Raw genomic sequence first — 22,447 nt, 5'->3', positions numbered from 1 at the left:
GGGCTGCGCGCGCTACAGTTCGATCTCGCCGAGGATCCGGTGCGCGAGCGCCTTCGCCTCGTCGAACGCCTCCTCCTCGCTGGGGCTCGTCGAGTGGACGTCGTAGCGCGTGTTCTCGGTATCGTCCCCGTCGTCCCGCGAGAGGATCACGTAACCCTGGAACTGCCCGTTGGCCGAATGCTGGGTATGCGCCTTGGCCGTGTAGATGCCTTTCGTGAACGTGTTGGTGTCCATCGTGCCTCTCCCGCAAAAGGACACTTCATCGTAGCACTGCGGCGCAGCATGTACAGCGGGGCTTATCGGTGACCGAACGGCCCGGTCGGCGCCCGGGCAGCCTTCGATCCACCCTCGATCAGCCTTCGATCAGCGCAACGACCTCGTCGAGCGTCGGCGCGTGCGCGCCCGTGTGCCGGCATGCGGCGGCGCCGGCCGCCAGCGCGAACACGAGATGCTCGCGCCACGCGCGCTGCGGCGCGGCCATCAGGCTGAACAGCATGCCGCCGATCGACGCATCGCCCGCGCCAACGGTGTCGGCCACCTCGACGCGCGGCGGGCTGGCTTCGTGCACGTCGCCGTCCGCGTAGAGCGTCGCCGCCTGCGCGCCGCGCGTGACCAGCACGGCCGCGCGCGGGTTCAGCGCGCGCACCGCCGCGACCGCGTCGGGGCCGTCGCCGCCGAACAGGTGCCGCAGATCCTCGTCGGACACCTTGATCAGGTCGGCGAGGCCGGCCATCTTCTCCAGCGTCGGCCGGTACGCGGCCGTCATCAGGTTCCGGACGTTCGGGTCGAAGCTGATCTTCACGCCGCGCGCATGCAGGTCGGCCGCGAGCGCGGCCAGCGTGCCCGCGAGCGGTTCGCGCACGAGGCTGATGCAGCCGAAATGCGCCCATTTCACGTGGTCGGTCCAGCCGGCCGGCAGCCGCGCGGGATCGAACGCGAGATCGGCACTCGCTTCGCCGATGAAGAAGTACGCGGGCGGGCGCGTCTCGTGGACGATCGCGAGCAGCGGCGGCCGCGCGACGCGCTGCAGGAAGCGCAGGTCGAGCCCGGCCGCTTCGCTCGTGCGCCACAGCGCGTCGGAGAAGCAGTCCTCGCCGATCGAGCCCGCGAGCGCGCTCGGCACGCCGAGCCGCGCAACCGCGCGCGCGACGTTCCAGCCGGCGCCGCCCGGCACCGACGTCCACTGCGCATCGCCCGCCCGCACCATGTCGGTCAGGATGTCGCCCGCCGACACGAAAGCCGGAAACGTGCCGCCGCTCATTGCGTCGGCTCGCTGCGCACCGTGCGCGCGAGGGTCGCGAGCACGTCGTAGCATGCGCCCATCGTGTGATAGTCGGTCTTGCCGGCCGGGCTCTTCTCGTCGCTGTACTTGCGGTTGTCGCAGGTGAGGATCCGGTACCACGCGCCGTAGCGGTGATCGACGAAGTGCGCCCAGCTATAGCGCCAGATCTCGTCGTACCAGTCCCAGAAGCGTTCGCTGCCGGTGCGTGCGCCGAGCATCGCGGCCGCCGCGAAGGTTTCCGCCTGCACCCAGAAGTACTTGTTGTGGTCGCAGATCGTGAAGTCGGGGCCGAAGCCGTAGTTCAGGCCGCCGTGGTCGGCGTCCCACGCGTGCGTGAGCGCCGCGTCGAACAGCTCGGCCGCGCGCGGCACGAGCCAGTCGAGCGGGCGGTGCCGTTCGAGGATCAGCAGCAGCTTCGCCCATTCGGTCTGGTGCCCGGGCTGGAAGCCCCACGGGCGGAAGATGTTCGAGCTGTCTTCCTTGTTGTAGTCCCAGTCGACTGACCAGTCCGCATGGTAGTGCTCCCACACGAGCCCGCCGGACAGCGCGGCCTGGCGCTGCGTGATGTGGCTCGCGAGCTTTTCCGCGCGATCGAGGTACGTGAGGTGGCCGGTCGCCTCGTAGGCCGCGAGCAGCGCTTCCGTCATGTGCATGTTCGCGTTCTGGCCGCGGTACGACGACACGATCCAGTTCGGCGTTGCGTCGTCCGCATACAGGCCCGCGGCCGCATCCCAGAAGCGGTGCTCGGCCAGTTCGTAGGTCGCCGCGATCAGCGGGCGCGCCTCGTCGATGCCGGCCATCGTCGCGTGCGAGGCCGCGAGCAGCACGAACGCGAGCCCGTAGCAGTGGCGCGCGCCGTCCAGCGTCGCGCGCTTAGCGCCGTCGCGCCAGTCGAGTTCCCAGTCGTAGCCCTGCAGTTCGTCGTCCCAGTGCGCGTCGCGCAGGAAGCGCAGCCCGTGGCGCGCGTACTCGAGGTGACGCGGATCGCCGAAATGCCGGTACGCCATCGCGTAGTTGAAGACGAACCGGCAGCTGCTGACGAGGTGGCGCGACGTGCGGTTGTAGATGCTGCCGTCGTCGCGGAAGTAGTGGTAGAAGCCGCCCGTCGGGTCGAACGCGTTGGTCGCGTAGAAGCGCAGCGTGTCCTCGATGTGCGACAGCAGGAACGACGGATCGCGGAAGCTCGCGACGAACGGCGCGGCTTGCGTGTGGGCGGCCGGCGCGGCCGTGCAGGGTTGGACCGGGGGCATGTTCATGATTCGGTGGCCGTGGCGATATCGAGTGCCGGGGAGCCGGCGGGCTGGCTGCTGGCCCGCACGATCAGCTCGACGGGCAGGGAAAGCTCGGTGCGCTCGGGCGATTCGGCGAGCAGCAGCTCGACGCCGCGGCGGCCGAGCGCTTCCTTGTCGACCGCGAGCGTCGTGAGCGGCGGGCTCGCGTGCGCGGCGGCCGGGATGTTGTCGAAGCCGACGATCGCGATGTCGTCCGGAATCCGCAGGCCGCGCGCGGTGCACACGCGCTGCGCGGCCAGCGCGGCCGCGTCGTTGTACGCGAACACGGCTTCGGGGCGCGGGCCCGGCGCGTCGAGCAGTTGTTCCATCGCACGCGCGGCGCCCGTGTCGGGGTCGAGCCCCGCGTCGATCGTTACTTCGTACGCGGGATCGAACAGCCGCCCGGCCTCGAAGAACGCGCGCCGGTAGCCGATCGCGCGCTGCGCGATGCTGTAGTGCGCGGGCGAGCCGCCGATGAACGCGATCCGCGAGCGGCCGGTGGCCAGCAGGTGGCGCATCGCGAGCGCGGCGCCCGTCGCGTTGTCGATGTTGACCGAGCGCAGCCCGGGCGCCCACAGGTCGATCAGCACGAGCGGCCGGCCGGTCGCAGCGAGCGCCTCGATCGTCTCGGGCTCGATGAAGCCGGCCACCGCGATCGCGTCGGGCGCGTGCGGACGCATCTGGCGCAGCACGTCGTCGTTCGGGCCGACCGTGAGCAGCGTCGGCACGATGCCGCGTTCGCGGCATGCATCCTCGACGCCGTGCAGCACGTGCGAGAAGAACGGACTCGCGGGAAAGCGGTTGTGCTGGCGGTGCAGCAGGAAGGTGAGCCGGCGGATGCGCGGCCGCAACTGCGCGGGATCGTAGCCGAGCTGCTGCGCGATCTCGACGATGCGCGCACGCGTTGCTTCGGACAGGCCCGGCTGGTTTTTCAGCGCGCGGGAGACGGTGCCGATCGAGACCTCTGCCGCCCGCGCCACATCGCGAATGGTGGTACCCATCGTTCGGGGTCCGGTTTGTTTAGGGTGAAAGCGATTGTATAGTAAAACGTATCGCGGAATTCGGGCCGGATAACCGGGGAATACCCGAAAATTACGGGAATTTAAGCGCTAATCTGCGAAAACGACGTTACTAAAAATACTAAACAAAACGCGAAAAAGGCAAGGTGACCGTGCGGGTGTCTGGCGGCGCGCACGGCGGGCGGGAAGTGAACGGGAAGCGCGCGTGTTTCGTGTGTCCGCGCGGGGGCTCGGTGGCCTGCACGGGCCGGCCGGAAGCCGGTGCGCTACGGTCCGGCGGAAGAAGGGCGGACGGTCGCTCCCGTCGCACGAGGCGCCCCCCGTAGCCGCGAACGGCAGTCGCCGGCCGTTCAGCGCATCGCCGCGGCCGGCGGTTCGCCGCGATTGCGCAGCGCGGCGCGCCCCGCGTCGAGATCGACGACCGCGAGCCCGTCCGGCTGCTGCTTGGCGCGCCGTTTCGCGAGCGCCGCGACCGACGCGATCTCGTCGCTGCCGTAGCGCTGCGCGCCGTGCGCGCCGGCCGGCACGCCGACCGCGCCGATCGCCATCGTCACGAAGCCGAAGAACGCCGGGTTGCCGTGGCGGTCCTCGCCGTGCAGCCCGCCCGCCTCGCGGTCGGCCTGCGTGTAGAAAAGTTGCGCGCCTTCGTTGAAGCGCGCGATCGCGTCGGCGGCGCGCGCGTGCCAGTCGTCGCGCTGGAACAGCACGAGGAAATCGTCGCCGCCGACGTGGCCGAGAAAGTCGCGCTGCGGATCGCACACGCCGGCCAGCACCGTCGCGGCGAACTTCAGCACCTCGTCGCCCTGCCAGTAGCCGTACTGGTCGTTGAACGGCTTGAACTGGTTCAGGTCGACGTAGCACGCATGAAAGCCGGCGTCGCGCTGCAGCAGACGGTCGATGTGCGCGCTGATCGGGATGTTGCCGGGCAGGAACGTCAGCGGATTCGCGTAACGCGCGGCCTCGATGCGCATCTCGGTCACCGCGCGCACCAGGCTCTCGCCGGTGCCGAGCCCGACGTAGCGACCGTGTTCGGTGATCACGAAGCCGTCCGCGAGATAGCGCTGGTCGTGGCTCGCGAGCAGCATCGCGAGCTCCTCGAACGTCGTCGCGTTGTCGATCATCAGCGGCGCGTCGTTCGCGAACTGCAGGCACGGCTTCTTCCCGAACACCTCGCGGTGGTACGGCAGCGCGAAGCGGTCGATGAAGCCGCGGCGATTCACGAGCGCGACGGGCCGCCCGCGTTCGACGAGCGCGACCGCGTGCAGCTCGGGCATCCGGTTGAACAGGTCGAGCACGTCGTTGCTGGTCGCGTCGCGCGGCAGCGCCGGCGCGGAGACGAGCATCTTCGCGGCGATCGTGCCGGCCGGCCGCACGGTGCGTGTCGCACCGGGAAACACCGCGATGTGCGGCGCGCGGATCGCGTCGCGCGCGGCCGGCGCGACGACCCGCGACGGCTGCGCGTTCGGCCGGCCGAGCAGGAAGCCCTGCACGCAGCAGATGCCCATGTCGCGCACGACGATCAGGTCGCATTCGTTCTCGATGCCTTCCGCGATCAGTTGCGCGCCGCTGGCGTGCGCGAAGTGCTGCATCGCCTTCACGGCCTCGAACTTGAGCGGGTCGCGCGCGATGTCGTGGATGAAGAAGCGGTCGATCTTCACGACGTCCGGATGCAGGCGCAGCCACAGGTTCATGCTCGCGTTCGCGGTGCCGTAGTCGTCGAGCGCGAACTGGATGCCGGCGTCGCGCAGCGAGGCGACCGCGGGCCCGATGTGCGCGATGTCCGGCACCGCGTTCTGCTCGGTCAGCTCGATCACGATGCGCTCGGCGCCGACCCGCGCACGGCCGAGCAGCACGCGTGCGCGCTCGCGTTCGCGCGCGAGTTGCAGGATCGTGCCCGCGCTGAAGTTGAGGAACAGCTTGCCGTCGCAGCCGAGCGCCGCGAACGCGTCGAGACAGGTGCGCGCGGCGGCCTGTTCGAGCGCGATGGTCGCGCCTTCGCGCGCGGCCTGCGCGAACAGCGCGGCGGGCGGCTCGAGATCGGTGCCGCGCGGGCCGCGTATCAGGCCCTCGTAACCGACGACGGTCCCCGACCCGAGATCGACGATCGGCTGGAAGACGGCGGCGAGCGCACGGTCCGCGATCAGGCGCGCGGTGCTGACGGCAGCGGGGGCGGGGTGGAGCGCGGGCATGGGCGAGGGCAGCCGAATCGACGGGACGCCCGGCTTAACGGCACCGCTCGCGGAGAGTTGAGTGAAGATTTCGTGACGCGATGCGCGCCGGTGGTGCATCGCGTCGGGGCGCGCAGCGGTGCGCGTCCGGCGGGTGACGGAAGGCCGCCTTCCGGCGGCCGTCGCGCCCCTGCGTGCGTCAGCGCTTGCCCGCGTTCAGCGCGCCGGGCGCCGATGCCGCGTCGTCCTGCCCGCCGCGCTCGCCGCTCATGTCGCGCGCACCCCAGCGCTGCGCGAGCGCCGCGCACGCCATCAGCTGGATCTGGTGGAACAGCATCAGCGGCAGCACGATCGCGCCGACCGCGTTCGCCGAGAAGATCACCTTCGCCATCGGCACGCCGGCCGCGAGGCTTTTCTTCGATCCGCAGAAGATGATCGTGATCTGGTCGGCGCGGTTGAAGCCGAGCCGCTTGCTGACGAACGCGGTCAGCAGCAGCGCGATCGCGAGCAGCACGAGGTTGACGACGAGCAGGCCGCCGAGCGCGTGGGCCGGAATCTGGTGCCACAGGCCCTGGTTGACGGCCTCGCTGAACGCGACGTAGACGACCAACAGGATCGAGCCCTGGTCGACGAAGCGCAGCACGCCGCGGTTGCGTTCGATCCAGCCGCCGATCACGGGGCGCAGCAACTGGCCGGCGACGAACGGCACGAGCAACTGCATCACGATGCTGCCGACGGTGCTCCACGGCGACGCGGCGGCGGCCGACTGCGACGTGATCATCAGCCCGACGAGCGCCGGCGTGACGAAGATCCCGAGCAGGCTCGACGCGGATGCCGCGCACACGGCGGCCGGCACGTTGCCCTTCGCGATCGACGTGAAGGCGATCGACGACTGGACCGTCGACGGCAGCGTGCACAGGAACAGCACGCCCGCATAAAGCGTCGGCGTGACGAGCGGCTGCAGCACGGGTTTCAGCGCGAGGCCGAGCAGCGGGAACAGCGCGAACGTGCTGAGCAGTACGACCGCGTGCAGCCGCCAGTGGGTCGCACCCGCGACGACGGCTTCGCGCGACAGCTTCGCGCCGTGCAGGAAGAACAGCAGGCCGACGGCGATGTTGGTCGCCCAGTTGAACGCATGGGCGGCCGGGCCGCGGCACGGCAGGAGGCTCGCGAGCACGACGGTGCCGACGAGCGCGAGCGTGAAGTTGTCGGGAAGAAAACGGGGACGGGCCATCGGAAACTCGATTCGGAAACGACAAAGGCGCGCGTCGCGCGCGCGGATGGCGTTATTGTCCCGGTTGGTCATTCACTACACAAATTCATTGTGGGAATCGATTGATGAATCTGCTGCATGCAATGCTGGCCATCGCTCGCGCCCGGCAATGCGCAAAACGGCAGAAGAATGTTCTGTCACGTTCGCGCCCTGAAGTGAAAAAACCTAGCAGTAACATGGTGTTACACCGATGCCCGCGACATAACACTTTTTGGCTCGACACACTTTCGGCCCGCTCATAAATTACTGCTGAAAGCCTTGGGTCGGCCGAAAGGAGCCGATGCAGGGCGTGGACAGGCACTGAACGATGACGGAACGGGTGAAACGGAAGATCGGACGATGGGTGGCAGGCGTGCTCGGCGCGCTGCTGATGCCGCTCGCGCTCGCGCAACCGCCCCACGGCGGTCATGGGTTCGGCGGCCACGGCTTCGGTGGCGGCGACATGCGCGCGTACGGTCAAGCGTACGGCCAGGCCGGCGGCGGGCCCGTCTGGCGCCGCGTTCCGCCCCCCGCTGGTGTGCGGCCCGGCGGCGTGAACAGCTACGGCTCCCGCTGGGGGCTGCGGCCGACGCCGTCGTACGGCCATTACGCCGCGCAAAGCCCGTATCGTCCGATTAGCGCCGACGCGCGCCAGATGCCGCGCCCGCCGGGCGGCGGCAACGTGCCGCTGCGCGCCGGTTCGATCCGCGCCGACGTCGCGCGCTACAACGAGGAACGCGGCGGCCGTCCGATGCCGCCGCCCCGCTCGCAGGAAGAGCCTGCACACTCGCCGCTGTTCTCCCCGTTCTACCGAAACTGAGCGCCCGCGCGCTCGTCCCCCCGCCGGCTGATGCGAATTCGCCACAGTCGCGCGCAGATTTCCGCTGATTTTCCCGTCGCATTGCGCTATCTTTCGCGCCCGGCTCGCGTGTGCCACGCCGCCGTCCCGCCGCGCCGTCGCTTTAGCGCCGGGCCGCCGACGTGTACCCGGCCATGTATCAATTCCTCGAAGTTAATGCTGGCGCTATACCAGCAATAAGTGTGCGCAATTTTGACCGGACGAATGATCCGTAAAGATGGCTGCGCCCCATACGACGCAAGCACTCGGCTCCATAAAACAACGCTCGCGCCACTTATCGACTATTCGACAAAACCTGGAGATCCCATGAAAGCATTCGCCCGCCGTGCGTCGCGCACGTCCGTCAAGCTGATCGCAGCCGCCGCCTGCGTGGCGGCTACCGCTCCCGTCCATGCGCAATCGAGCGTTTCGCTCTACGGTCAGGTCGACGAATGGGTCGGCGCAACCAAGTTCCCGGGCGGCGACCGCGCGTGGAACGTGAGCGGCGGCGGGATGTCGACGTCGTACTGGGGCCTGCACGGCACCGAGGATCTGGGCAACGGCTACAAGGCGATCTTCACGCTGGAAAGCTTCTTCCGCGCGCAGAACGGCCAGTTCGGCCGCTTCCAGGGCGACACGTTCTTCGCCCGCAACGCGTATGTCGGCATCGATTCGCCGTACGGCACGGTGACGGCCGGCCGCCTGACGACGCACCTGTTCCTGTCGACGATCCTGTTCAACCCGTTCTACGACTCGTACACCTTCTCGCCGATGGTGTACCACGTGTTCCTCGGCCTCGGCACGTTCCCGACCTACCCGAGCGATCAGGGCGCGGTGGGCGATTCGGGCTGGAACAACGCGCTGTCGTACACGTCGCCGTCGTTCGGTGGCCTGAATTTCGGCGCGATGTACGCGCTCGGCAACCAGGCCGGCGACAACCGTTCGAAGAAGTGGAGCGCGCAGTTCAACTATGCGAACGGCCCGTTCGCGGCGACCGCCACGTATCAGTACGTGAACTTCAACAACGGCCCGCAGGATCTGAGCGCGCTCGTCACCGGCATGAAGAGCCAGGGCATCGCGCTCGTCGGCGCGACCTACGACCTGAAGCTCGTGAAGCTGTTCGGCCAGTACATGTATACGAAGAATGACCAGGTCGCGGGCAGCTGGCACGTGAACACCGCGCAAGGCGGCGTGTCGGTGCCGCTCGGCGTGGGCAGCGCGATGGCGTCGTACGCGTATTCGCGCGACGCCGGTGGCCTCGACCAGACGCGCCAGACCTGGGCTGTCGGCTACGACTATCCGCTGTCCAAGCGCACGGACGTCTACGCGGCGTACATGAACGACCACATCAGCGGCCTGTCGAGCGGCAACACGTTCGGCGCAGGCATCCGCGCGAAGTTCTGACGCGTACGCGCGATCGGTGTGCCGGACGCGCGCGGAAATCGCGTGTCCCGGCTGCATGTTTTCCCGCCCGAAACGGCGCCGCTACCCGCGGCGCCGTTTTGCCTTTCTTGACCTTTCTGTTTCCCTGCCTTTGTTACCCTATCTCGTAATTGGACCATTCCCCCGTCATTACGAGCTAGTTCGATGGATACCCTCGTCAGCATGAATGTGTTTCGCTACGTCGTCGAAGTGGGCAGCTTCGTCGGCGCGGCCGAGCGCATGCAGATGTCGGCTGCGATGGCGAGCAAGCACGTGATGCATCTCGAGCAGCAGCTCGGCGCACGGCTGCTGCATCGCACGACACGACGCGTCGCGCCTACCGAGGCCGGACGCGAATATTACGAGCGCCTCGTGCAGGCGCTGTCTGAACTCGACGAAGCCGGGCAGGCTGTCGGCGCCGCGAGCGTGGTGCCGCAAGGCAGGCTGCGCGTGACGTCGCTGTCCGCGTTCGGGTTGCGGCACGTGATGCAGGCCGTCACCGATTACGCGGGCCGGTTCCCGGACGTGACCGTCGACATGACGCTGTCCGATCGCGTGGTCGACCTGATCGAGGAAGGCTACGACGTCGCGGTACGCGCGGCGCCGAACGGCTTGAAATCGTCGTCGCTGGTCGCGCGGCAGATCGCGACCGCGCACATCCTGCTGGTCGCGTCGCCCGAGTATCTCGACAAGCACGGCACGCCCGACACGATCGCCGATCTCGCGCACCACAACTACCTGCGGCGCGACTCGAATTCGACGATGCTCGACTCGATGGTGATCGACGCGGCGGCCGCGTCGCGCGTGAACCTCAACGGCAACCTGATCGTGAACCATCTCGAAGGGCTGCGTGCGGCCGTGCTCGCGGGCGCGGGCATCGCGCTGCTCGGCACCGAGGTGGTCGGCGACGACATCGAATCCGGCCGGCTCGTGCCGGTGCTGCTCGATTCGGTGCCGCCGCACGAGGCGCCGATCTATGCGGTCTACGCGAGCCGCCGGCACGTGTCCGCGAAGGTGCGTTCGTTCGTCGATTTCCTGGCGGCGCGTTTCGAAGGGCAGTCGCTGTGCCCGTCGATCGAATCGCGCCTGCGGGTGCTGCCGATCACGCGGATCAAGCGCACGGGCTGAGCGGCGCGTCCTGCTGCGACGGGGCCATGAAAAAAGCGCGAACCATTGCGGTTCGCGCTTTTTGTTGGGTCCGGCGTTATCGCGGCGGCGGCGGCCGGATCATGGCCGCCGCATCCTTCAGCGCGTAATGCCGAGCCGCGCCTTCGCGTCGTCGTACTCGCGCTTCAGACGCTCGACGAGCGCGCCCACGCTCGGCAGGTCGTCCATCAGGCCGACGCCCTGGCCGGCGCCCCAGATGTCCTTCCACGCCTTCGTCTTGTCGCCGCCGAAATTCATCTTGGTCTTGTCGGATTCCGGCAGCGCTTCCGGATCGAGGCCGGCCTTCTCGATGCTCTCGCGGATGTAGTTGCCGTGCACGCCCGTGAAGAGGTTCGTGTAGATGATGTCGGACGATTTCGCGTTCAGGATCGCGTGCTTGTAGTCGTCGATCGCGTGCGCTTCCTGCGTCGCGATGAAGCGTGTGCCCATGTACGCGAAATCGGCGCCCATCGCCTGCGCGGCGAGGATCGAGCCGCCGTTCGCGATCGAGCCGGACAGCACGATCGGGCCGTCGAAGATCTTGCGGACTTCGCCGACGAGCGCGAACGGCGACGTCGTGCCCGCGTGGCCGCCGGCGCCGGCCGCGACCAGGATCAGCCCGTCGACGCCGGCTTCGAGCGCCTTCTGCGCGTGGCGCAGGTTGATCACGTCGTGCAGCACGATGCCGCCGTAGCTGTGCACCGCGTCGACGATCTCGCGCGCCGGCGCGCGCAGGCTCGTGATGAAGATCGGCACCTTGTGCTCGACGCAGACGCGCACGTCGTGCTCGAGCCGCGCGTTCGACTGGTGGACGATCTGGTTCACCGCGATCGGGCCGATCACCGCGTCCGGGTGTTGTGCCTTGTGGTCGGCGAGCGCCGACTGGATCTGCGTGAGCCACTCGTCGAGCAGTTCGGCCGGACGGGCGTTGAGCGCGGGGAACGAACCGACGATGCCCGCCTTGCATTGCGCGAGCACGAGTTCGGGGTAGCTGACGATGAACATCGGCGACGCGATGACGGGCAGCGTCAGGTTCTGCAGGACAGTGGGCAATGCCATGTGATGTCTCCAGTCTCCAGGGGCGGTCGGCACCTGCGCGGTCGCGCTGACGCCGACACCATGCTTTGCGTTTCGAGCGGTGATTCGAGTGTAGCTGCGGAACGACTTCGTTCGCTCATATTAATACGAACGGTCGTGCGATTCTACGCGAGCTTAACAAACTGCGCGGTGTGGCGGCAATCGAGTGAGTGTTCTCTTTCTACGGATTCTGGCGGCTACCCCGCTGTGAAGACGCGCCAGCGCTCCTAAAATAGCCGCCATAACAAACCAACGAGAAATAAACCATGTCGTTTGAGGCGTTTGCACCGTTTCGCGTGACGGTGCAGGACACCGACATCTTCGGTGTCAAAGGAGGCGCGGGCCCGCCGCTCCTGTTGCTGCACGGGCATCCGCAAACCCACATGATCTGGCATCGCGTTGCCGCGACGCTCGCGAATCACTTCACGGTGATCGCCACCGACCTGCGCGGATACGGCGCATCGGGCCGGCCGCCGAGCGACGCGCAGCACGTGCCGTATTCGAAACGTGCGATGGCGGCCGACCAGGTCGCCGTGATGCGGCACTTCGGCTTCGAGCAGTTCCACGTGTGCGCGCACGATCGCGGCGCGCGTGTCGCGCACCGGCTCGCGCTCGATCACGCGGACGCCGTCGAGCGGATGATGCTGCTCGACATCGCGCCGACGCTCGCGATGTACGAGAAAACCGATCGCGCGTTCGCGACCGCGTATTTCCACTGGTTCTTCCTGATCCAGCCGGAGCCGCTGCCCGAGACGCTGATCGGCGCGCATACCGATGCGTATATCGAGCGCGTGATGGGCAACCGGTCAGCCGGGCTCGCGCCGTTCGCGCCCGAGGCGCTCGACGCGTACCGTGCCGCGCTCGCGCAGCCGGGAGCCGTGCATGCGATGTGCGAGGACTACCGCGCGTCGGCGACGATCGATCTCGAGCACGACCGTGCGGATCTCGAACGCGGCAACAAGGTCGCGTGCCCGCTGCGCGTGCTGTGGGGCGCGAACGGAGTCGTCGCCCGCTGCTTCGATCCGCTCGACGAATGGCGGCGCGTCGCGCGCGATGTCAGCGGCCGTGCGCTCGACTGCGGGCACTACATTCCGGAAGAGGCGCCCGTCGCGCTGATCGACGAACTGCTCGCGTTCTTCGAGGCGCGCGACCCGGCCGCATAAGGGCGCGGGCGAACGGTGCAGGCAGGCTGCTTAGCGGTGCGCGCCGTCGTCCTCGGCGAGCGGCGGCAGCCGGCGCGGCACGGGCGTCGATTTCACGATCGCGGTGCTCGTCTCCGCGCGCTCCGTCACCTTCGACAGGATGTCGTCGAGGTGCTCGATCGTGCGCAGGTAGAGCCGGCAGATGAAGCAGTCCTCGCCGGTCACCTTGTCGCATTCGACGAATTCGGGAATCCGCCGCAGCAACTCCTCGACCAGATGCAACTGGCCGGGCAGCGGCTTCACGCGGACGATCGCCTGCAGCGTGTAGCCCAGCGCGCGCGGGTCGAGCTCGACGGTGAACGCGGCGATCACGCCTTGCGCCTCGAGCCGCCGCACACGGTCGGCGGTCGCGGGTGCCGACAGCCCGATCTGCCGTGCGAGTTCGCTGGTTGCGATGCGCGCGTCGTCGGCAAGCGCCGCGAGGATCGCGCGGTCGGTCGCGTCGAGCGACGTGACGGCTGGCGGGGAAAGGCGTTTCGGCATGATCGCTTTGCTTTCGAAGGTGAATCGATTGTTTCACTTCAGTTTAGCCATGGTTGCGGCGAAAGCAAGTTTCTAGAATCGAAGTCATCCACTCTCTTCAACGGAGTTCATGATGGCCTCGAATGAAATGCGCCGCGGTGCCGCCGAGATGATCGTCGCGATGATGATGTCCGGCACGATCGGCTGGCTGGTGATGTCGTCGAAGCAGCCGCTGACGAACGTCGTGTTCTTCCGCTGCCTGTTCGGCGCGGCGACGCTCGCGATCGTCTGCGCGGCGTTCGGCTTCCTGCGCCGCTCGCTGTTCTCGCCGCGGATGCTCGCGCTCGCGACGCTCGGCAGCGTCGCGATCGTCGCGAACTGGCTGCTGCTGTTCGCCGCCTATTCGCGCGCGTCGATCTCGATGGCGACCGCCGTCTACAACACGCAGCCGTTCATGCTCGTCGCGCTCGGCGCGATCGTGTTCCGCGAACGGATCTCCGCGTCGACGATCGCATGGCTCGCGCTTGCATTCGCCGGGCTCGTCTTCGTGGTGCGCGTCGAGCCGGCCGTGCTCGCGGTGCCGGGCGAATATCTGGAAGGCGTCGCGCTGTCGCTCGGCGCGGCATTCCTGTATGCGATCTCGTCGATCGTCACGAAGCACCTGAAGGGCACGCCGCCGCATCTGCTCGCGCTGCTGCAGGCCGGTCTCGGCGTCGTGCTGCTCGCACCGTTCGCGCACTTCGGCACGTTGCCGGCGACCGCCGCGCAGTGGCTCGACCTCGTCGTGCTCGGCGTCGTGAACACGGGCCTGATGTATGTGCTGCTGTACGGCGCGATCCAGAAGCTGCCGACTGCAATGACCGGTGCGTTGTCGTTCGTCTATCCGGTCGTCGCGATCGTCGTCGATCACGTCGCGTTCGGGCAGACGCTCGCGTGGACGCAGGTGTTCGGCGCGCTGCTGATCCTGCTCGCGGCGGCCGGCGTGAATCTCGGCTGGCGCATCGTGCCCGTGCGTCGCGCGGCGGTCGGCAACTGAAACGATCGTACGATTCGGCGCCGCTGCGGGGGCCGCGCTGCGGCTTGTCTGGGGTGTTTGTCGAGAACGAGGATTGCGTGCGGACTGCTCACGAATGGGGCCCGCGCGCACGCGTGAAAGACGCTGTAAGAAGTTGTAGGGAAACACCCGATGCGATGCGGCCGCGTCGCTCGTATGATGCGGGCTGTGACGTTGATCACGTTCACAGGATTCCGATCTCGACGCCGTTCGCCCGTGAGGCTGAACGGCTTTTTTTTATGTCTCGCTGCCGGCGATCAGGCGCCGCCGCGCATCGAGCCGCGCGAGCAGCGCGCGCCTCGTGTCGTCGTCCGACGCACGCCACGCCTTGATCTCGCCGCGCGTACGCAGGCAGCCCGCGCACCAGTCGGTGCGCGGATCGATCCTGCAGACGTCCGTGCACGGCGATGCGACCGTGCCGACTACCACTGCCACCGGCACGTCGCTCATGCCTGGTCCCGCAACGCGACATCCGCGACCGGCGCGCCCGTCAGCGACACGAGTTCGTGCGGCGACAGGTTGAACACCGCGTGCGGATGGCCGGCGGCGGCCCACAGGCTGTCGAGCTCGAGCAGGTCGGCGTCGATCAGCGTGACGGGTTCGACGAGATGGCCGATCGGGCAGACGCCGCCGATCGCATAACCGGTGTTGTCGCGCACGAACTTCGCGTCCGCGCGGCCGACCGCGCCGACCTGCGCGGCGACCTTCTTCTCGTCGACCCGGTTGACGCCGCTCGCGACCACCAGCACGGGCGCGCCGTCCGACTGCCGGCGAAACAGGATCGACTTCGCGATCTGCGCGACCGAGCAGCCGAGCCCGGCCGCGGCCTCGGCCGAGGTCTTGCCGGTTTCGGCGAGCATCACGATGCCTTTCGCATGTCCGCGCTCGCGCAGCAGCAGCGCGACGCGCCGCGCGGAATCAGGGAGGGAATCGAATGAAGCAGGTGTCGTCATAGTGAGGAATCCATGGAATGCCGGGGTCAGACGCAGTTCGCGGCGTCGGCCGCGCTTTGCGCCTTGGCGATCAGCGCGCGGCCGGCGCGCGACACGTTCGTGCGGCCGATCGCGTTCGAGATGAAGTCGCCGGCGGCGACCACTTGCGCGAGATCGACGCCCGTATCGATGCCGAGGCCCTGCAGCAGGTACAGCACGTCCTCGGTCGCGACGTTGCCGGTCGCGCCCTTCGCGTACGGGCAGCCGCCGAGGCCGGCGACCGACGCGTGGAAGATCTCGATCCCTTCGAACAGCGCCGCGTAGATGTTCGCGAGCGCCTGGCCGTAGGTGTCGTGGAAGTGGCCCGACAGGCGTTCGCGCGGGAACACGCGCGTGACGGCCGAGAGCACTTCGCGCGTGCGGTTCGGCGTGCCGACGCCGATCGTGTCGGCGATGTCGATCTCGTCGCAGCCGAGCGCCGCGAAGCGTTCGACGACGTCGACGACCGATGCGACCGGCACCTCGCCCTGGTACGGGCAGCCGAGCGCGCACGACACGCTGCCGCGCAGCCGCAGGCCCGCATCCTTCGCGGCCTTCGCGACGGGCTCGAAGCGCGCGATGCTCTCGGCGATGCTGCAGTTGATGTTCCGCTGCGAGAACGCCTCGCTTGCCGCGCCGAAGATCACGACTTCGTCGGCACGCGCGGCGAGCGCGTTCTCGAAACCCTTCAGGTTCGGCGTGAGCACCGAGTACACCGCGCCCGCGCGGCGCTCGACGCCGGCCATCACGTCGGCGCCGTCGGCCATCTGCGGCACCCATTTAGGCGATACGAACGACGCGGCCTCGATGTTGCGGAAGCCGGCGCGCGACAGGCGGTCGACGAGCGCGATCTTCACGTCGGTCGGCACGAAGGTTTTCTCGTTCTGCAGCCCGTCGCGCGGGCCGACTTCGACGATTTTGACGGCGGTGGGGAACGTCATGGTTGTCTCCTGGTTCCTGATATCTGTGCAAGGCGGAATTCAATAGCCGCGCGCGTAGTCGACGATGCCGCCGACGCGCTCGCCGCGTTCGAATGCGCGGATCTTGCCGGCGATCTGCTCGATGGCCTCCGCGCGCAATGTCTCGGCCGAGCTGTGCGGCGTGATGGTGATACGCGGCGTGCGCCAGAACGGATGGTCTTCCGGCAGCGGCTCGCGATGGAACACGTCGAGCGTCGCCGCGGCGATCCGGCCGCTTTCGAGCGCGTCGAGCAGGTCGGCCTCGACGAGATGCGCGCCGCGCGCGACGTTGACGACATACGCGCCGGGCGCGAGCCGCGCGAACGTGCGCGCCGACAGGATGCCGTCGGTGTCGGGCGTGCTCGGCAACAGGTTGACGAGCACCTTCGCGCCGTCGATGCACGCGTCGAACGCCCCGTCGCCGGCGAAGGTCGTGACGCCGTCGAGCTGTTTCGCGCTGCGGCTGTAGCCGCGCACGGGCAGGCCGAGCGCGGCGAGCGCGAGCGCGACCTGCGCGCCGAGCACGCCGAGGCCGAGCACGGCGACGGTGAAGCTCGCGCGCGGATGCGGTTCGAGCGGGTGCCAGCGGCGCTCGCGCTGCTGCACGTCGTATTCGTCGAAGCGGCGCAGGTAGCGCAGCACTGCATGCGTCACGTATTCGACCATCTGCTGCGCCATGCCTGAATCCTCGAGCCGCACGAGCGGCACGTGCGGCGGCAGCGTGCCCGGATGCGCGCGGTCGAGCGCGAGCAGCGCGTCGACGCCCGCACCGAGGTTGAAGATCGCGCGCAGGCCGTCGCGCGGCGCGAAGAACTCGCGCGGCGCGCGCCAGACGAGCGCGTAGTCGGCGGCGGCCGTGTCTCCCGGCTGCCACGCGCGCAGTTCGGCTTCCGGCAGCGCGTGCGCGATCTCGTCGCGCCACGCGCCGGCTTCCTGATGAGGCGAATAAAAAAGGATCCTCATCGCGTGATTTCGCGCACGCCGGTGCGGCGCGTCGCGGGACAGGCGGGATGGAACGGGCGCAGCGCGCCGGCGGGCGTAGCGGACATCGGGGCGTCTCCTGACGACCGGGCCCGGCGCGTCGGCGCCCGGTCCGGTTCCGTGTGAAGCTGACGGGAAGCCCACATTCTACGGTTTCGCGGCGCATCGCGCGCCGCTGCGCGGACGGGCCGCCCGGCGCGGGGTGGCCCGCCCCGGGTCGCCGTCCGGCGGACGGCCGCCCCGCGCAAAAGCAAAGCACAAAATATTGGTTCGGCCGCCGGATACCGCGCGCCACAATCGAACCCCGTCTTCAAGCAAGCGAGGGCAATCATGCGCGCATGCAGCAAATCGGCGTGGCCGCCGCGGCTCGTCACCGTTCCGGGCCTGCACGGCAGCGAAGGCGCCCACTGGCAGACCTGGCTGGAACGACAGTTCCCGCGCTCGCTGCGGGTCGAGCAGGACGACTGGGATGCGCCCGATCTCGTGCGCTGGGCGCAATCCGTGCGCGCGCTGCTCGACCGCGAGCGCGGTCCGTTCGTGCTGGCCGCGCACAGCTTCGGCTGCCTCGCGACCGCGCATGCGCTCGCGCAGTGGCCGCATGCCGGCGACGTCGCGGGCGTATTGTTCGTCGCGCCCGCCAGCCCTGCGAAATTCAAGTTCGCCGGGCCGTTCGACGCGCGCCGGCTCGCGGCGCCGTCGATCGTGATCGGCAGCGAGACCGATCCGTGGATGCCGCTCGCCGATGCGCGCACGCTCGCGCAGCGCCTGGGCAGCGCGTTCGTGAACCTCGGCGACGCCGGGCACATCAACACGGCCGCCGGCTTCGGACCGTGGCCGCGCGCGAAGTACTTCATCGACACGCTGGTGCACTGCGCGGCGCCGCTGCGCTTTCGCGACGCGGACGACGGCTTCGAAGCCGCGCTCGTCGACCGCGCGCTCGCGCACGCGGTCTGACGGATCGGGCCAGGTAGCGCGCGCTGCGCGGCGGGTGCCGCGCAACGTCGCGCCGTCGCGCTTACGACGCGGAGACGGGCTGCACCGCAGCCGGGTCCGAATAGCTCGGCCGGCCGTTCTCGACGTGGCCCGCGAAACGGCGCGAGAACGTGCCGTTCGCGCCGTCGCTCACCGTCACGTCATACCATTGGTGGCTCGATGCGAGCGCCCACTGCTCGACGCGCTCGTCACCGCCGTGCAGCGTGACCTGCCGCGCCGGCGCGCCGTACGCGTTGTCGGTCAGCGTCAGCGTGATGTGCGCCCCGCCGTGGTTGTGCAGCTTCAGGTACAAATTCCCGTTCGCGACGTCGTAGCCGGCCTTCACCTCGGGCTGCGCCGGGTGGCGATGAGGCGCGGTCGCGGCCGACACGTTGCCCGAGAACACGCGCACGAAGCCGTTCGGCCCGTACACCGAGAACGCATACGCGCCGTTCGTCACCGTCAGGTCGAAATCCGCATGCAGCAGGCGGCGTGCGCCGACCGTATAGCGCCACGGGCCGTCGGTGCGGTTCGTCGAATACACGTGGAAGTGCGCGCCCTGGTTGCCGCGGTTCGCGAACTCGATGCGCAGCGTGTTCCCGCCGTAGACGCTCGCGTTCACGTGAAGTTCGTACGGCAGCGCGCGCGCCGGTCGCACGCCGGGCTCCTGCGGGGCGACCGGCGACGGCGTCGCGGGCACGGTCGGCGCGGGCTGCGACGTGCACTGCTGGTCCGCGATCGAGCGGTACTGGCTCGTGTCGGGCAGCGGCGGGAACGACGCGTCGGACGAGCGGAAGTCGAACGCGGCGGTGAGGTCGCCGCAGATGGTGCGGCGCCACGGCGTGATGTTCGGTTCGTCGACACCGAAACGCTCGCCGATGAAGCGGATCACCGACGTGTGGTCGAACACCTGCGAGCACACGAAGCCGCCCTTCGTCCACGGCGACACGACCGTCATCGGCACGCGCGGCCCGAGACCGTACGGCAGCCCGTCGGCCGTGTAGCTGCCGCCGCGGCCGGGGTTCACGACCGTATGCAGCTCACCGTCGGTCGTCACGGTCGATGCGCCCTGCGCGGCCGACGTCGGCGGCTGCGGCGGCACGATGTGGTCGAAGAAGCCGTCGTTCTCGTCGTACATGATGAACAGCACGGTCTTGCGCCATACGTCCGGGTTCGACGTGAGCGCGTCGAGGATCTGCGACGTGTAGTTCGCGCCGTACGCGGGCGTGTATTTCGGATGCTCGGAGAACGCGGCGGGCGGGCACAGCCACGACACCTGCGGCAGCCGGTCGTTGATCACGTCGTCCTTCAGGTTGTCGAGCGTGCGCACCGTCTGCGCGCGCTGGTACAGCGACGAACCCGGCTTCGCGTTGATGAAGTTCGCGAAGTTCTGCAGGACGTTCGTGCCGTAGTTGCCGTTGTACGGATCGTTGCCCGTCGTGCCCTGCTGGTAGATCTGCCACGACACGCCGTGCGCCTCGAGGCGCTCGGGAAAGGTCGTCCACGACAGCAGCTGATAGGCGGGCGGCCCGTCGCCGTCGACATAGTCGCTGTTGTCGAGCAGCGGGCCGCCGAACTTGCCGGTCGGGTCGACCGTGCCGGTCATCAGGTACGAACGGTTCGGGTGCGTCGGCCCCGGCAGCGAGCAGAAGTAGTTGTCACACACGGTGAACGCATCGGCGAGCGCGTAGTGGAACGGGATGTCCTCGCGCACGTGATAGCCCATCGTCATGTCGGTCTTGTTCGCGGGCCACTGGTCGTAGCGGCCGCCGTCGATCGCCGCGTGCGTCTTGTACCACGAGTGGTCGAGGTCGCCCACGCACTGTGCGCTCGTCGTCAGCGTATTCAGCCGGAACGGCAGCACGGGCTTGCCCGGATCGGCCTTCGACGGCTGGTACCACACCGGCTTGCCGTTCGGCAGCGGGATCGGGAAGCGGTCGTTGTAGCCGCGCACGCCGCGCAGGTGTCCGAAGTAATGATCGAACGAGCGGTTTTCCTGCATGAACACGACGATGTGCTCGACATCGCGGATCGTGCCGGTGCCGCGCGCGGCGGGAATCGCGAGCGCGCGGCGGATCGATTCGGGAAACGCATTGAGCGCAACGGCGGCGCCCGCGGATTGTGCGACGGTATGCAGGAAACGGCGGCGGCTCGATGACGGCATGTTGTTCACCTCGGTTCTGCGGTCAGGGGGACGGAAACGGCGGAATCAGCCTGGCGACGACGCGGCGGTGGCCGACGCGGCCGCGTTCATCGCGGGCTTCGCGTCGTCGTCGTCATCTGGCGGGTAGTGCACGACCGGCGGCGCGAGCGGGGCGGCATCGGACGCGGCGGCGTTCGCGGATGCATCGTTGTTGAACGCGCTGGCGGAGCCGGCCGATGCGCCGGCCTGCTGCGAGGCGTCGGTCGCGTGCGCATCGTGCTGCGCGTCATCGCTGCAGGCGGCGACGAAAGCGGCGGCACACAGAACGACGGCGACAAAAACGCGACGCATGACTTCTCTCCTGGCAGGCTGATCGGGAAACGTTCTCGAGTATGCCGAAGCGATGCGACGTTTCGGTGAATCGTTTGCGACCGGTGCGTGATCGCGAAATGCTTTCGCCAAGCCGACTAATTGCTTTCGCGTGTGTGCATGCGGGCGGCGTGCGGCCATCGCCGCGTGCCGCCTGTCAGCGTCGCGGCGTTTTGCGCCGCACCTCGCTGCGCAGCCAGTCGAGCCAGGTGCGGATCGCCGCTTCGTGCGGATGGCCGGGGCGCCACACGACGTAGTGCGCATACACGTCGGTCACGCGCACCGTCGACACGCGCACCAGCGTGCCGTCCGCGAGTTCGGGTTCGATCAGCGAGCGACGCGCGAGCGCGACGCCGCGTCCTTTCAGCGTCGCGTCGATCAGCGCGTTCGCATCGGTGAAGCGCGGCGCGCGCGCGGATTCGGTGAGGTCGAGCCGTGCGGCCTGGAACCACGGTTCCCACGGCTGCGCCGGGTGGCGCAGCAGCGTCGCGCGCACGAGGTCGGCCGGCGCGCGCGGCGCGACGCCGTCGCGATTGCGGTACGCGGGGCTCGCGACCGGGAAGATCGTCTCGTTCATCAGCTTCTCGGCGATGACGCCCGGCCACGCGCCGGGCCCGTAGCGCAGCGCGACGTCGATGCGGTCGCGCTTGCGCAGCGGCGCGAGCGCCACGTCCGGGTGCAGCGCGATCGCGATGTGCGGATGCGCGGCCGCGAAGCGCGGCAGGCGCGGCGCGAGCCAGCGCTCGGCGACGCTCGGCAGCACGCTGACGTTCAGCGTGACGTCGCAGGTGCGCGGGCGGCTGCGCACGGCGAGCGCCGGTTCGAATGCGCGTTCGAGCACGCTCAGGCCCTGGCGCACCTGCAGCGCGAGCGCATGCGCGGCCTGCGTCGGGGTCGCGCCGTTGCGCTCGCGCGTGAAGAGCGGATAACCGAGCTGCGCCTCGAGCGCGCGGATGTGCTGGCTGACCGCGCCTTGCGTGAGCGCGAGTGCATCGGCCGCGCGCGTGAAGCTCTGCAGCCGCACGGCGGTCTCGAACGCACGCAGCGTCTGCAGTGGAGGAAGGTGGATGCGTCGCATGCGGGTATTAGTAACACTAATGTCCGAGCACGACAATTCATCGTTTGCGGCGCACGGGCACGCGTTCCTACACTCGGTTCCGTCTTCCACAGCCCCGTCGGGCCACACCACCATGAACGCATATCGTCTCTATCTTTCGCCGGGCGCCTGCTCGCTGGCCGCTCACATCGCGCTGGAGGAAACCGGCGCGCCGTTCGACGTCGAGATCGTCTCGGTGCAGAAGCAGCAGAACCTCGAAGCGCGTTATCTCGCGATCAACGCGAAGGCACGCGTGCCCGTGCTCGCGATTCCGGGCGAACCGCGCGTGCTGACCGAAACGCCCGCGATCCTCACGTATCTCGCGCGCCGTTATCCGGACGCCCAATTGCTGCCGCTCGGCGATCCGCTGCGCGAGGCGCGCTGCCATGAATGGCTCGCCTGGCTGGTCGGCTGGGTGCATGGCGTCGGTTACGGCGCGCTGTGGCGACCGGGCCGCTTCATCGGCGATCCGGCCCTGCACGGTGCGGTCAGCGAGCACGGTCGCGGCGTGATCGAAACCGCGAACGCGTCGATCGAAGCCGCGCTCGCCGACGGCCGCACGTGGGCCGAGCCGGGCGCCCATTCGATCGTCGATCCGTTCCTGTTCGTGCTGTATCGCTGGGGTGTCGCGATCGGACTCGACATGGCGCGGCATCCCGCGTGGACCGCGCATGCGCAGCGCGAGGCCGAACGGCCGGCCGCGCGGCGTGCGCTGGCGCGCGAGGCGGGCTGACGCAGAGGCGGGCGTCGTGGTGCATGCCGC

22 protein-coding genes are annotated in these 22,447 nt (G+C 68.7%); 7 read left to right on the top strand and 15 right to left on the bottom strand.

Annotation, left to right across the window (positions count from 1 at the left end; all coding sequences use genetic code 11):
* Positions 1-12: 12 nt before the first annotated feature.
* From H3H55_RS16080 to H3H55_RS16055, 6 genes are all read right to left on the bottom strand, one after another.
* A complete protein-coding gene (locus H3H55_RS16080; RefSeq protein WP_129513135.1) occupies positions 13-234 on the bottom strand; it encodes a hypothetical protein in 222 nt (73 codons plus the stop codon).
* A 118-nt stretch (positions 235-352) separates the two neighbouring features.
* The gene (locus tag H3H55_RS16075) at positions 353-1,261 is read right to left on the bottom strand and encodes a carbohydrate kinase family protein (protein ID WP_193099292.1); all 909 of its coding nucleotides are present in this window, start codon (positions 1,259-1,261) and stop codon (positions 353-355) included.
* A complete protein-coding gene (locus H3H55_RS16070; protein WP_193099290.1) occupies positions 1,258-2,538 on the bottom strand; it encodes an AGE family epimerase/isomerase in 1,281 nt (426 codons plus the stop codon). The genes H3H55_RS16075 and H3H55_RS16070 overlap by 4 nt, the downstream gene beginning before the upstream one ends.
* Entirely contained in the window at positions 2,535-3,554 is a 1,020-nt protein-coding gene (locus H3H55_RS16065) for a LacI family DNA-binding transcriptional regulator (protein ID WP_048247783.1), read from the bottom strand. The genes H3H55_RS16070 and H3H55_RS16065 overlap by 4 nt, the downstream gene beginning before the upstream one ends.
* Before the next feature lie 368 nt (positions 3,555-3,922).
* On the bottom strand, positions 3,923-5,761 hold the full coding sequence (locus H3H55_RS16060) for an EAL domain-containing protein (RefSeq protein ID WP_193099289.1): 1,839 nt from the start codon (positions 5,759-5,761) through the stop codon (positions 3,923-3,925).
* A 178-nt stretch (positions 5,762-5,939) separates the two neighbouring features.
* The gene (locus tag H3H55_RS16055) at positions 5,940-6,974 is read right to left on the bottom strand and encodes a bile acid:sodium symporter family protein (protein WP_193099287.1); all 1,035 of its coding nucleotides are present in this window, start codon (positions 6,972-6,974) and stop codon (positions 5,940-5,942) included.
* Between the two features lie 346 nt (positions 6,975-7,320).
* Between H3H55_RS16055 and H3H55_RS16050 the strand changes: the two genes are divergently transcribed.
* The 3 genes from H3H55_RS16050 (at position 7,321) to H3H55_RS16040 (ending at position 10,380) form a co-directional block, all read left to right on the top strand.
* Entirely contained in the window at positions 7,321-7,812 is a 492-nt protein-coding gene (locus H3H55_RS16050; RefSeq protein WP_193099285.1) for a peptide-binding protein, read from the top strand.
* Between the two features lie 345 nt (positions 7,813-8,157).
* The gene (locus H3H55_RS16045) at positions 8,158-9,234 is read left to right on the top strand and encodes a porin (RefSeq protein ID WP_048247776.1); all 1,077 of its coding nucleotides are present in this window, start codon (positions 8,158-8,160) and stop codon (positions 9,232-9,234) included.
* 183 nt (positions 9,235-9,417) lie between these two features.
* A complete protein-coding gene (locus tag H3H55_RS16040; RefSeq protein WP_129513129.1) occupies positions 9,418-10,380 on the top strand; it encodes a LysR family transcriptional regulator in 963 nt (320 codons plus the stop codon).
* A 117-nt stretch (positions 10,381-10,497) separates the two neighbouring features.
* On the opposite strand, the gene H3H55_RS16035 is transcribed toward H3H55_RS16040, so the two are convergent.
* Entirely contained in the window at positions 10,498-11,457 is a 960-nt protein-coding gene (locus tag H3H55_RS16035) for an NAD(P)H-dependent flavin oxidoreductase (RefSeq protein ID WP_129513128.1), read from the bottom strand.
* Between the two features lie 284 nt (positions 11,458-11,741).
* On the opposite strand from H3H55_RS16035, the gene H3H55_RS16030 reads away from it, so the two are divergent.
* Entirely contained in the window at positions 11,742-12,638 is an 897-nt protein-coding gene (locus H3H55_RS16030; RefSeq protein ID WP_193099283.1) for an alpha/beta fold hydrolase, read from the top strand.
* Between the two features lie 30 nt (positions 12,639-12,668).
* On the opposite strand, the gene H3H55_RS16025 is transcribed toward H3H55_RS16030, so the two are convergent.
* Positions 12,669-13,160, bottom strand: coding sequence for an Lrp/AsnC family transcriptional regulator (locus H3H55_RS16025; RefSeq protein WP_048247769.1), 492 nt, complete (start codon positions 13,158-13,160; stop codon positions 12,669-12,671).
* A gap of 112 nt (positions 13,161-13,272) precedes the next feature.
* On the opposite strand from H3H55_RS16025, the gene H3H55_RS16020 reads away from it, so the two are divergent.
* Entirely contained in the window at positions 13,273-14,175 is a 903-nt protein-coding gene (locus H3H55_RS16020) for a DMT family transporter (RefSeq protein WP_193099281.1), read from the top strand.
* Between the two features lie 255 nt (positions 14,176-14,430).
* Here the strand turns inward: H3H55_RS16020 and H3H55_RS16015 are convergent, their stop codons facing one another.
* From H3H55_RS16015 to H3H55_RS16000, 4 genes are read right to left on the bottom strand one after another with little or no spacing between them, the layout of a single operon-like run.
* On the bottom strand, positions 14,431-14,643 hold the full coding sequence (locus tag H3H55_RS16015; protein ID WP_193099279.1) for a DUF1289 domain-containing protein: 213 nt from the start codon (positions 14,641-14,643) through the stop codon (positions 14,431-14,433).
* Positions 14,640-15,146, bottom strand: a complete 507-nt coding sequence (locus H3H55_RS16010) for a YbaK/EbsC family protein (RefSeq protein ID WP_048247763.1) — start codon at positions 15,144-15,146, stop codon at positions 14,640-14,642. Before H3H55_RS16010 ends, H3H55_RS16015 begins: the two co-directional genes overlap by 4 nt.
* Positions 15,147-15,172: 26 nt before the next feature.
* Complete coding sequence (locus H3H55_RS16005) at positions 15,173-16,105, bottom strand: hydroxymethylglutaryl-CoA lyase (RefSeq protein WP_193099277.1); 933 nt, start codon at positions 16,103-16,105, stop codon at positions 15,173-15,175.
* 39 nt (positions 16,106-16,144) lie between these two features.
* Complete coding sequence (locus tag H3H55_RS16000; RefSeq protein WP_193099275.1) at positions 16,145-17,086, bottom strand: 2-hydroxyacid dehydrogenase; 942 nt, start codon at positions 17,084-17,086, stop codon at positions 16,145-16,147.
* A 348-nt stretch (positions 17,087-17,434) separates the two neighbouring features.
* Between H3H55_RS16000 and H3H55_RS15995 the strand changes: the two genes are divergently transcribed.
* On the top strand, positions 17,435-18,058 hold the full coding sequence (locus H3H55_RS15995) for an RBBP9/YdeN family alpha/beta hydrolase (RefSeq protein ID WP_048247756.1): 624 nt from the start codon (positions 17,435-17,437) through the stop codon (positions 18,056-18,058).
* 61 nt (positions 18,059-18,119) lie between these two features.
* On the opposite strand, the gene H3H55_RS15990 is transcribed toward H3H55_RS15995, so the two are convergent.
* From H3H55_RS15990 to H3H55_RS15980, 3 genes are all read right to left on the bottom strand, one after another.
* A complete protein-coding gene (locus tag H3H55_RS15990; RefSeq protein ID WP_193099273.1) occupies positions 18,120-20,240 on the bottom strand; it encodes a phosphocholine-specific phospholipase C in 2,121 nt (706 codons plus the stop codon).
* A 45-nt stretch (positions 20,241-20,285) separates the two neighbouring features.
* Positions 20,286-20,570 (bottom strand): hypothetical protein, encoded by a 285-nt coding sequence (locus tag H3H55_RS15985; protein WP_129513121.1) that lies wholly within the window; start codon positions 20,568-20,570, stop codon positions 20,286-20,288.
* A gap of 175 nt (positions 20,571-20,745) precedes the next feature.
* A complete protein-coding gene (locus H3H55_RS15980; protein WP_193099272.1) occupies positions 20,746-21,666 on the bottom strand; it encodes a LysR substrate-binding domain-containing protein in 921 nt (306 codons plus the stop codon).
* Between the two features lie 112 nt (positions 21,667-21,778).
* Between H3H55_RS15980 and H3H55_RS15975 the strand changes: the two genes are divergently transcribed.
* On the top strand, positions 21,779-22,417 hold the full coding sequence (locus H3H55_RS15975) for a glutathione S-transferase family protein (protein ID WP_193099270.1): 639 nt from the start codon (positions 21,779-21,781) through the stop codon (positions 22,415-22,417).
* Positions 22,418-22,447 lie beyond the last annotated feature (30 nt).

It is taken from the genome of Burkholderia sp. Z1, from assembly GCF_014893795.1.
GTDB classification, from domain to species: Bacteria; Pseudomonadota; Gammaproteobacteria; order Burkholderiales; family Burkholderiaceae; genus Burkholderia; species Burkholderia theae.
Note: the sequence above shows the minus strand (reverse complement) of the source record. Positions and strands in the feature narration are given on the sequence as shown.

What these genes read in the sequence shown, in the direction of transcription:
- H3H55_RS16060 (WP_193099289.1), bottom strand. Translation starts at nt 5,761, where the DNA reads ATGCCCGCGCTCCACCCCGCCCCCGCTGCCGTCAGCACCGCGCGCCTG.
- H3H55_RS16015 (WP_193099279.1), bottom strand. Translation starts at nt 14,643, where the DNA reads ATGAGCGACGTGCCGGTGGCAGTGGTAGTCGGCACGGTCGCATCGCCG.
- H3H55_RS16080 (WP_129513135.1), bottom strand. Translation starts at nt 234, where the DNA reads ATGGACACCAACACGTTCACGAAAGGCATCTACACGGCCAAGGCGCAT.
- H3H55_RS15975 (WP_193099270.1), top strand. Translation starts at nt 21,779, where the DNA reads ATGAACGCATATCGTCTCTATCTTTCGCCGGGCGCCTGCTCGCTGGCC.
- H3H55_RS16025 (WP_048247769.1), bottom strand. Translation starts at nt 13,160, where the DNA reads ATGCCGAAACGCCTTTCCCCGCCAGCCGTCACGTCGCTCGACGCGACC.
- H3H55_RS15990 (WP_193099273.1), bottom strand. Translation starts at nt 20,240, where the DNA reads ATGCCGTCATCGAGCCGCCGCCGTTTCCTGCATACCGTCGCACAATCC.
- H3H55_RS16070 (WP_193099290.1), bottom strand. Translation starts at nt 2,538, where the DNA reads ATGAACATGCCCCCGGTCCAACCCTGCACGGCCGCGCCGGCCGCCCAC.
- H3H55_RS16075 (WP_193099292.1), bottom strand. Translation starts at nt 1,261, where the DNA reads ATGAGCGGCGGCACGTTTCCGGCTTTCGTGTCGGCGGGCGACATCCTG.
- H3H55_RS15980 (WP_193099272.1), bottom strand. Translation starts at nt 21,666, where the DNA reads ATGCGACGCATCCACCTTCCTCCACTGCAGACGCTGCGTGCGTTCGAG.
- H3H55_RS16000 (WP_193099275.1), bottom strand. Translation starts at nt 17,086, where the DNA reads ATGAGGATCCTTTTTTATTCGCCTCATCAGGAAGCCGGCGCGTGGCGC.
- H3H55_RS16045 (WP_048247776.1), top strand. Translation starts at nt 8,158, where the DNA reads ATGAAAGCATTCGCCCGCCGTGCGTCGCGCACGTCCGTCAAGCTGATC.
- H3H55_RS16065 (WP_048247783.1), bottom strand. Translation starts at nt 3,554, where the DNA reads ATGGGTACCACCATTCGCGATGTGGCGCGGGCGGCAGAGGTCTCGATC.
- H3H55_RS16020 (WP_193099281.1), top strand. Translation starts at nt 13,273, where the DNA reads ATGGCCTCGAATGAAATGCGCCGCGGTGCCGCCGAGATGATCGTCGCG.
- H3H55_RS16050 (WP_193099285.1), top strand. Translation starts at nt 7,321, where the DNA reads ATGACGGAACGGGTGAAACGGAAGATCGGACGATGGGTGGCAGGCGTG.
- H3H55_RS16030 (WP_193099283.1), top strand. Translation starts at nt 11,742, where the DNA reads ATGTCGTTTGAGGCGTTTGCACCGTTTCGCGTGACGGTGCAGGACACC.
- H3H55_RS16005 (WP_193099277.1), bottom strand. Translation starts at nt 16,105, where the DNA reads ATGACGTTCCCCACCGCCGTCAAAATCGTCGAAGTCGGCCCGCGCGAC.
- H3H55_RS16010 (WP_048247763.1), bottom strand. Translation starts at nt 15,146, where the DNA reads ATGACGACACCTGCTTCATTCGATTCCCTCCCTGATTCCGCGCGGCGC.
- H3H55_RS16035 (WP_129513128.1), bottom strand. Translation starts at nt 11,457, where the DNA reads ATGGCATTGCCCACTGTCCTGCAGAACCTGACGCTGCCCGTCATCGCG.
- H3H55_RS16040 (WP_129513129.1), top strand. Translation starts at nt 9,418, where the DNA reads ATGGATACCCTCGTCAGCATGAATGTGTTTCGCTACGTCGTCGAAGTG.
- H3H55_RS16055 (WP_193099287.1), bottom strand. Translation starts at nt 6,974, where the DNA reads ATGGCCCGTCCCCGTTTTCTTCCCGACAACTTCACGCTCGCGCTCGTC.
- H3H55_RS15995 (WP_048247756.1), top strand. Translation starts at nt 17,435, where the DNA reads ATGCGCGCATGCAGCAAATCGGCGTGGCCGCCGCGGCTCGTCACCGTT.
- H3H55_RS15985 (WP_129513121.1), bottom strand. Translation starts at nt 20,570, where the DNA reads ATGCGTCGCGTTTTTGTCGCCGTCGTTCTGTGTGCCGCCGCTTTCGTC.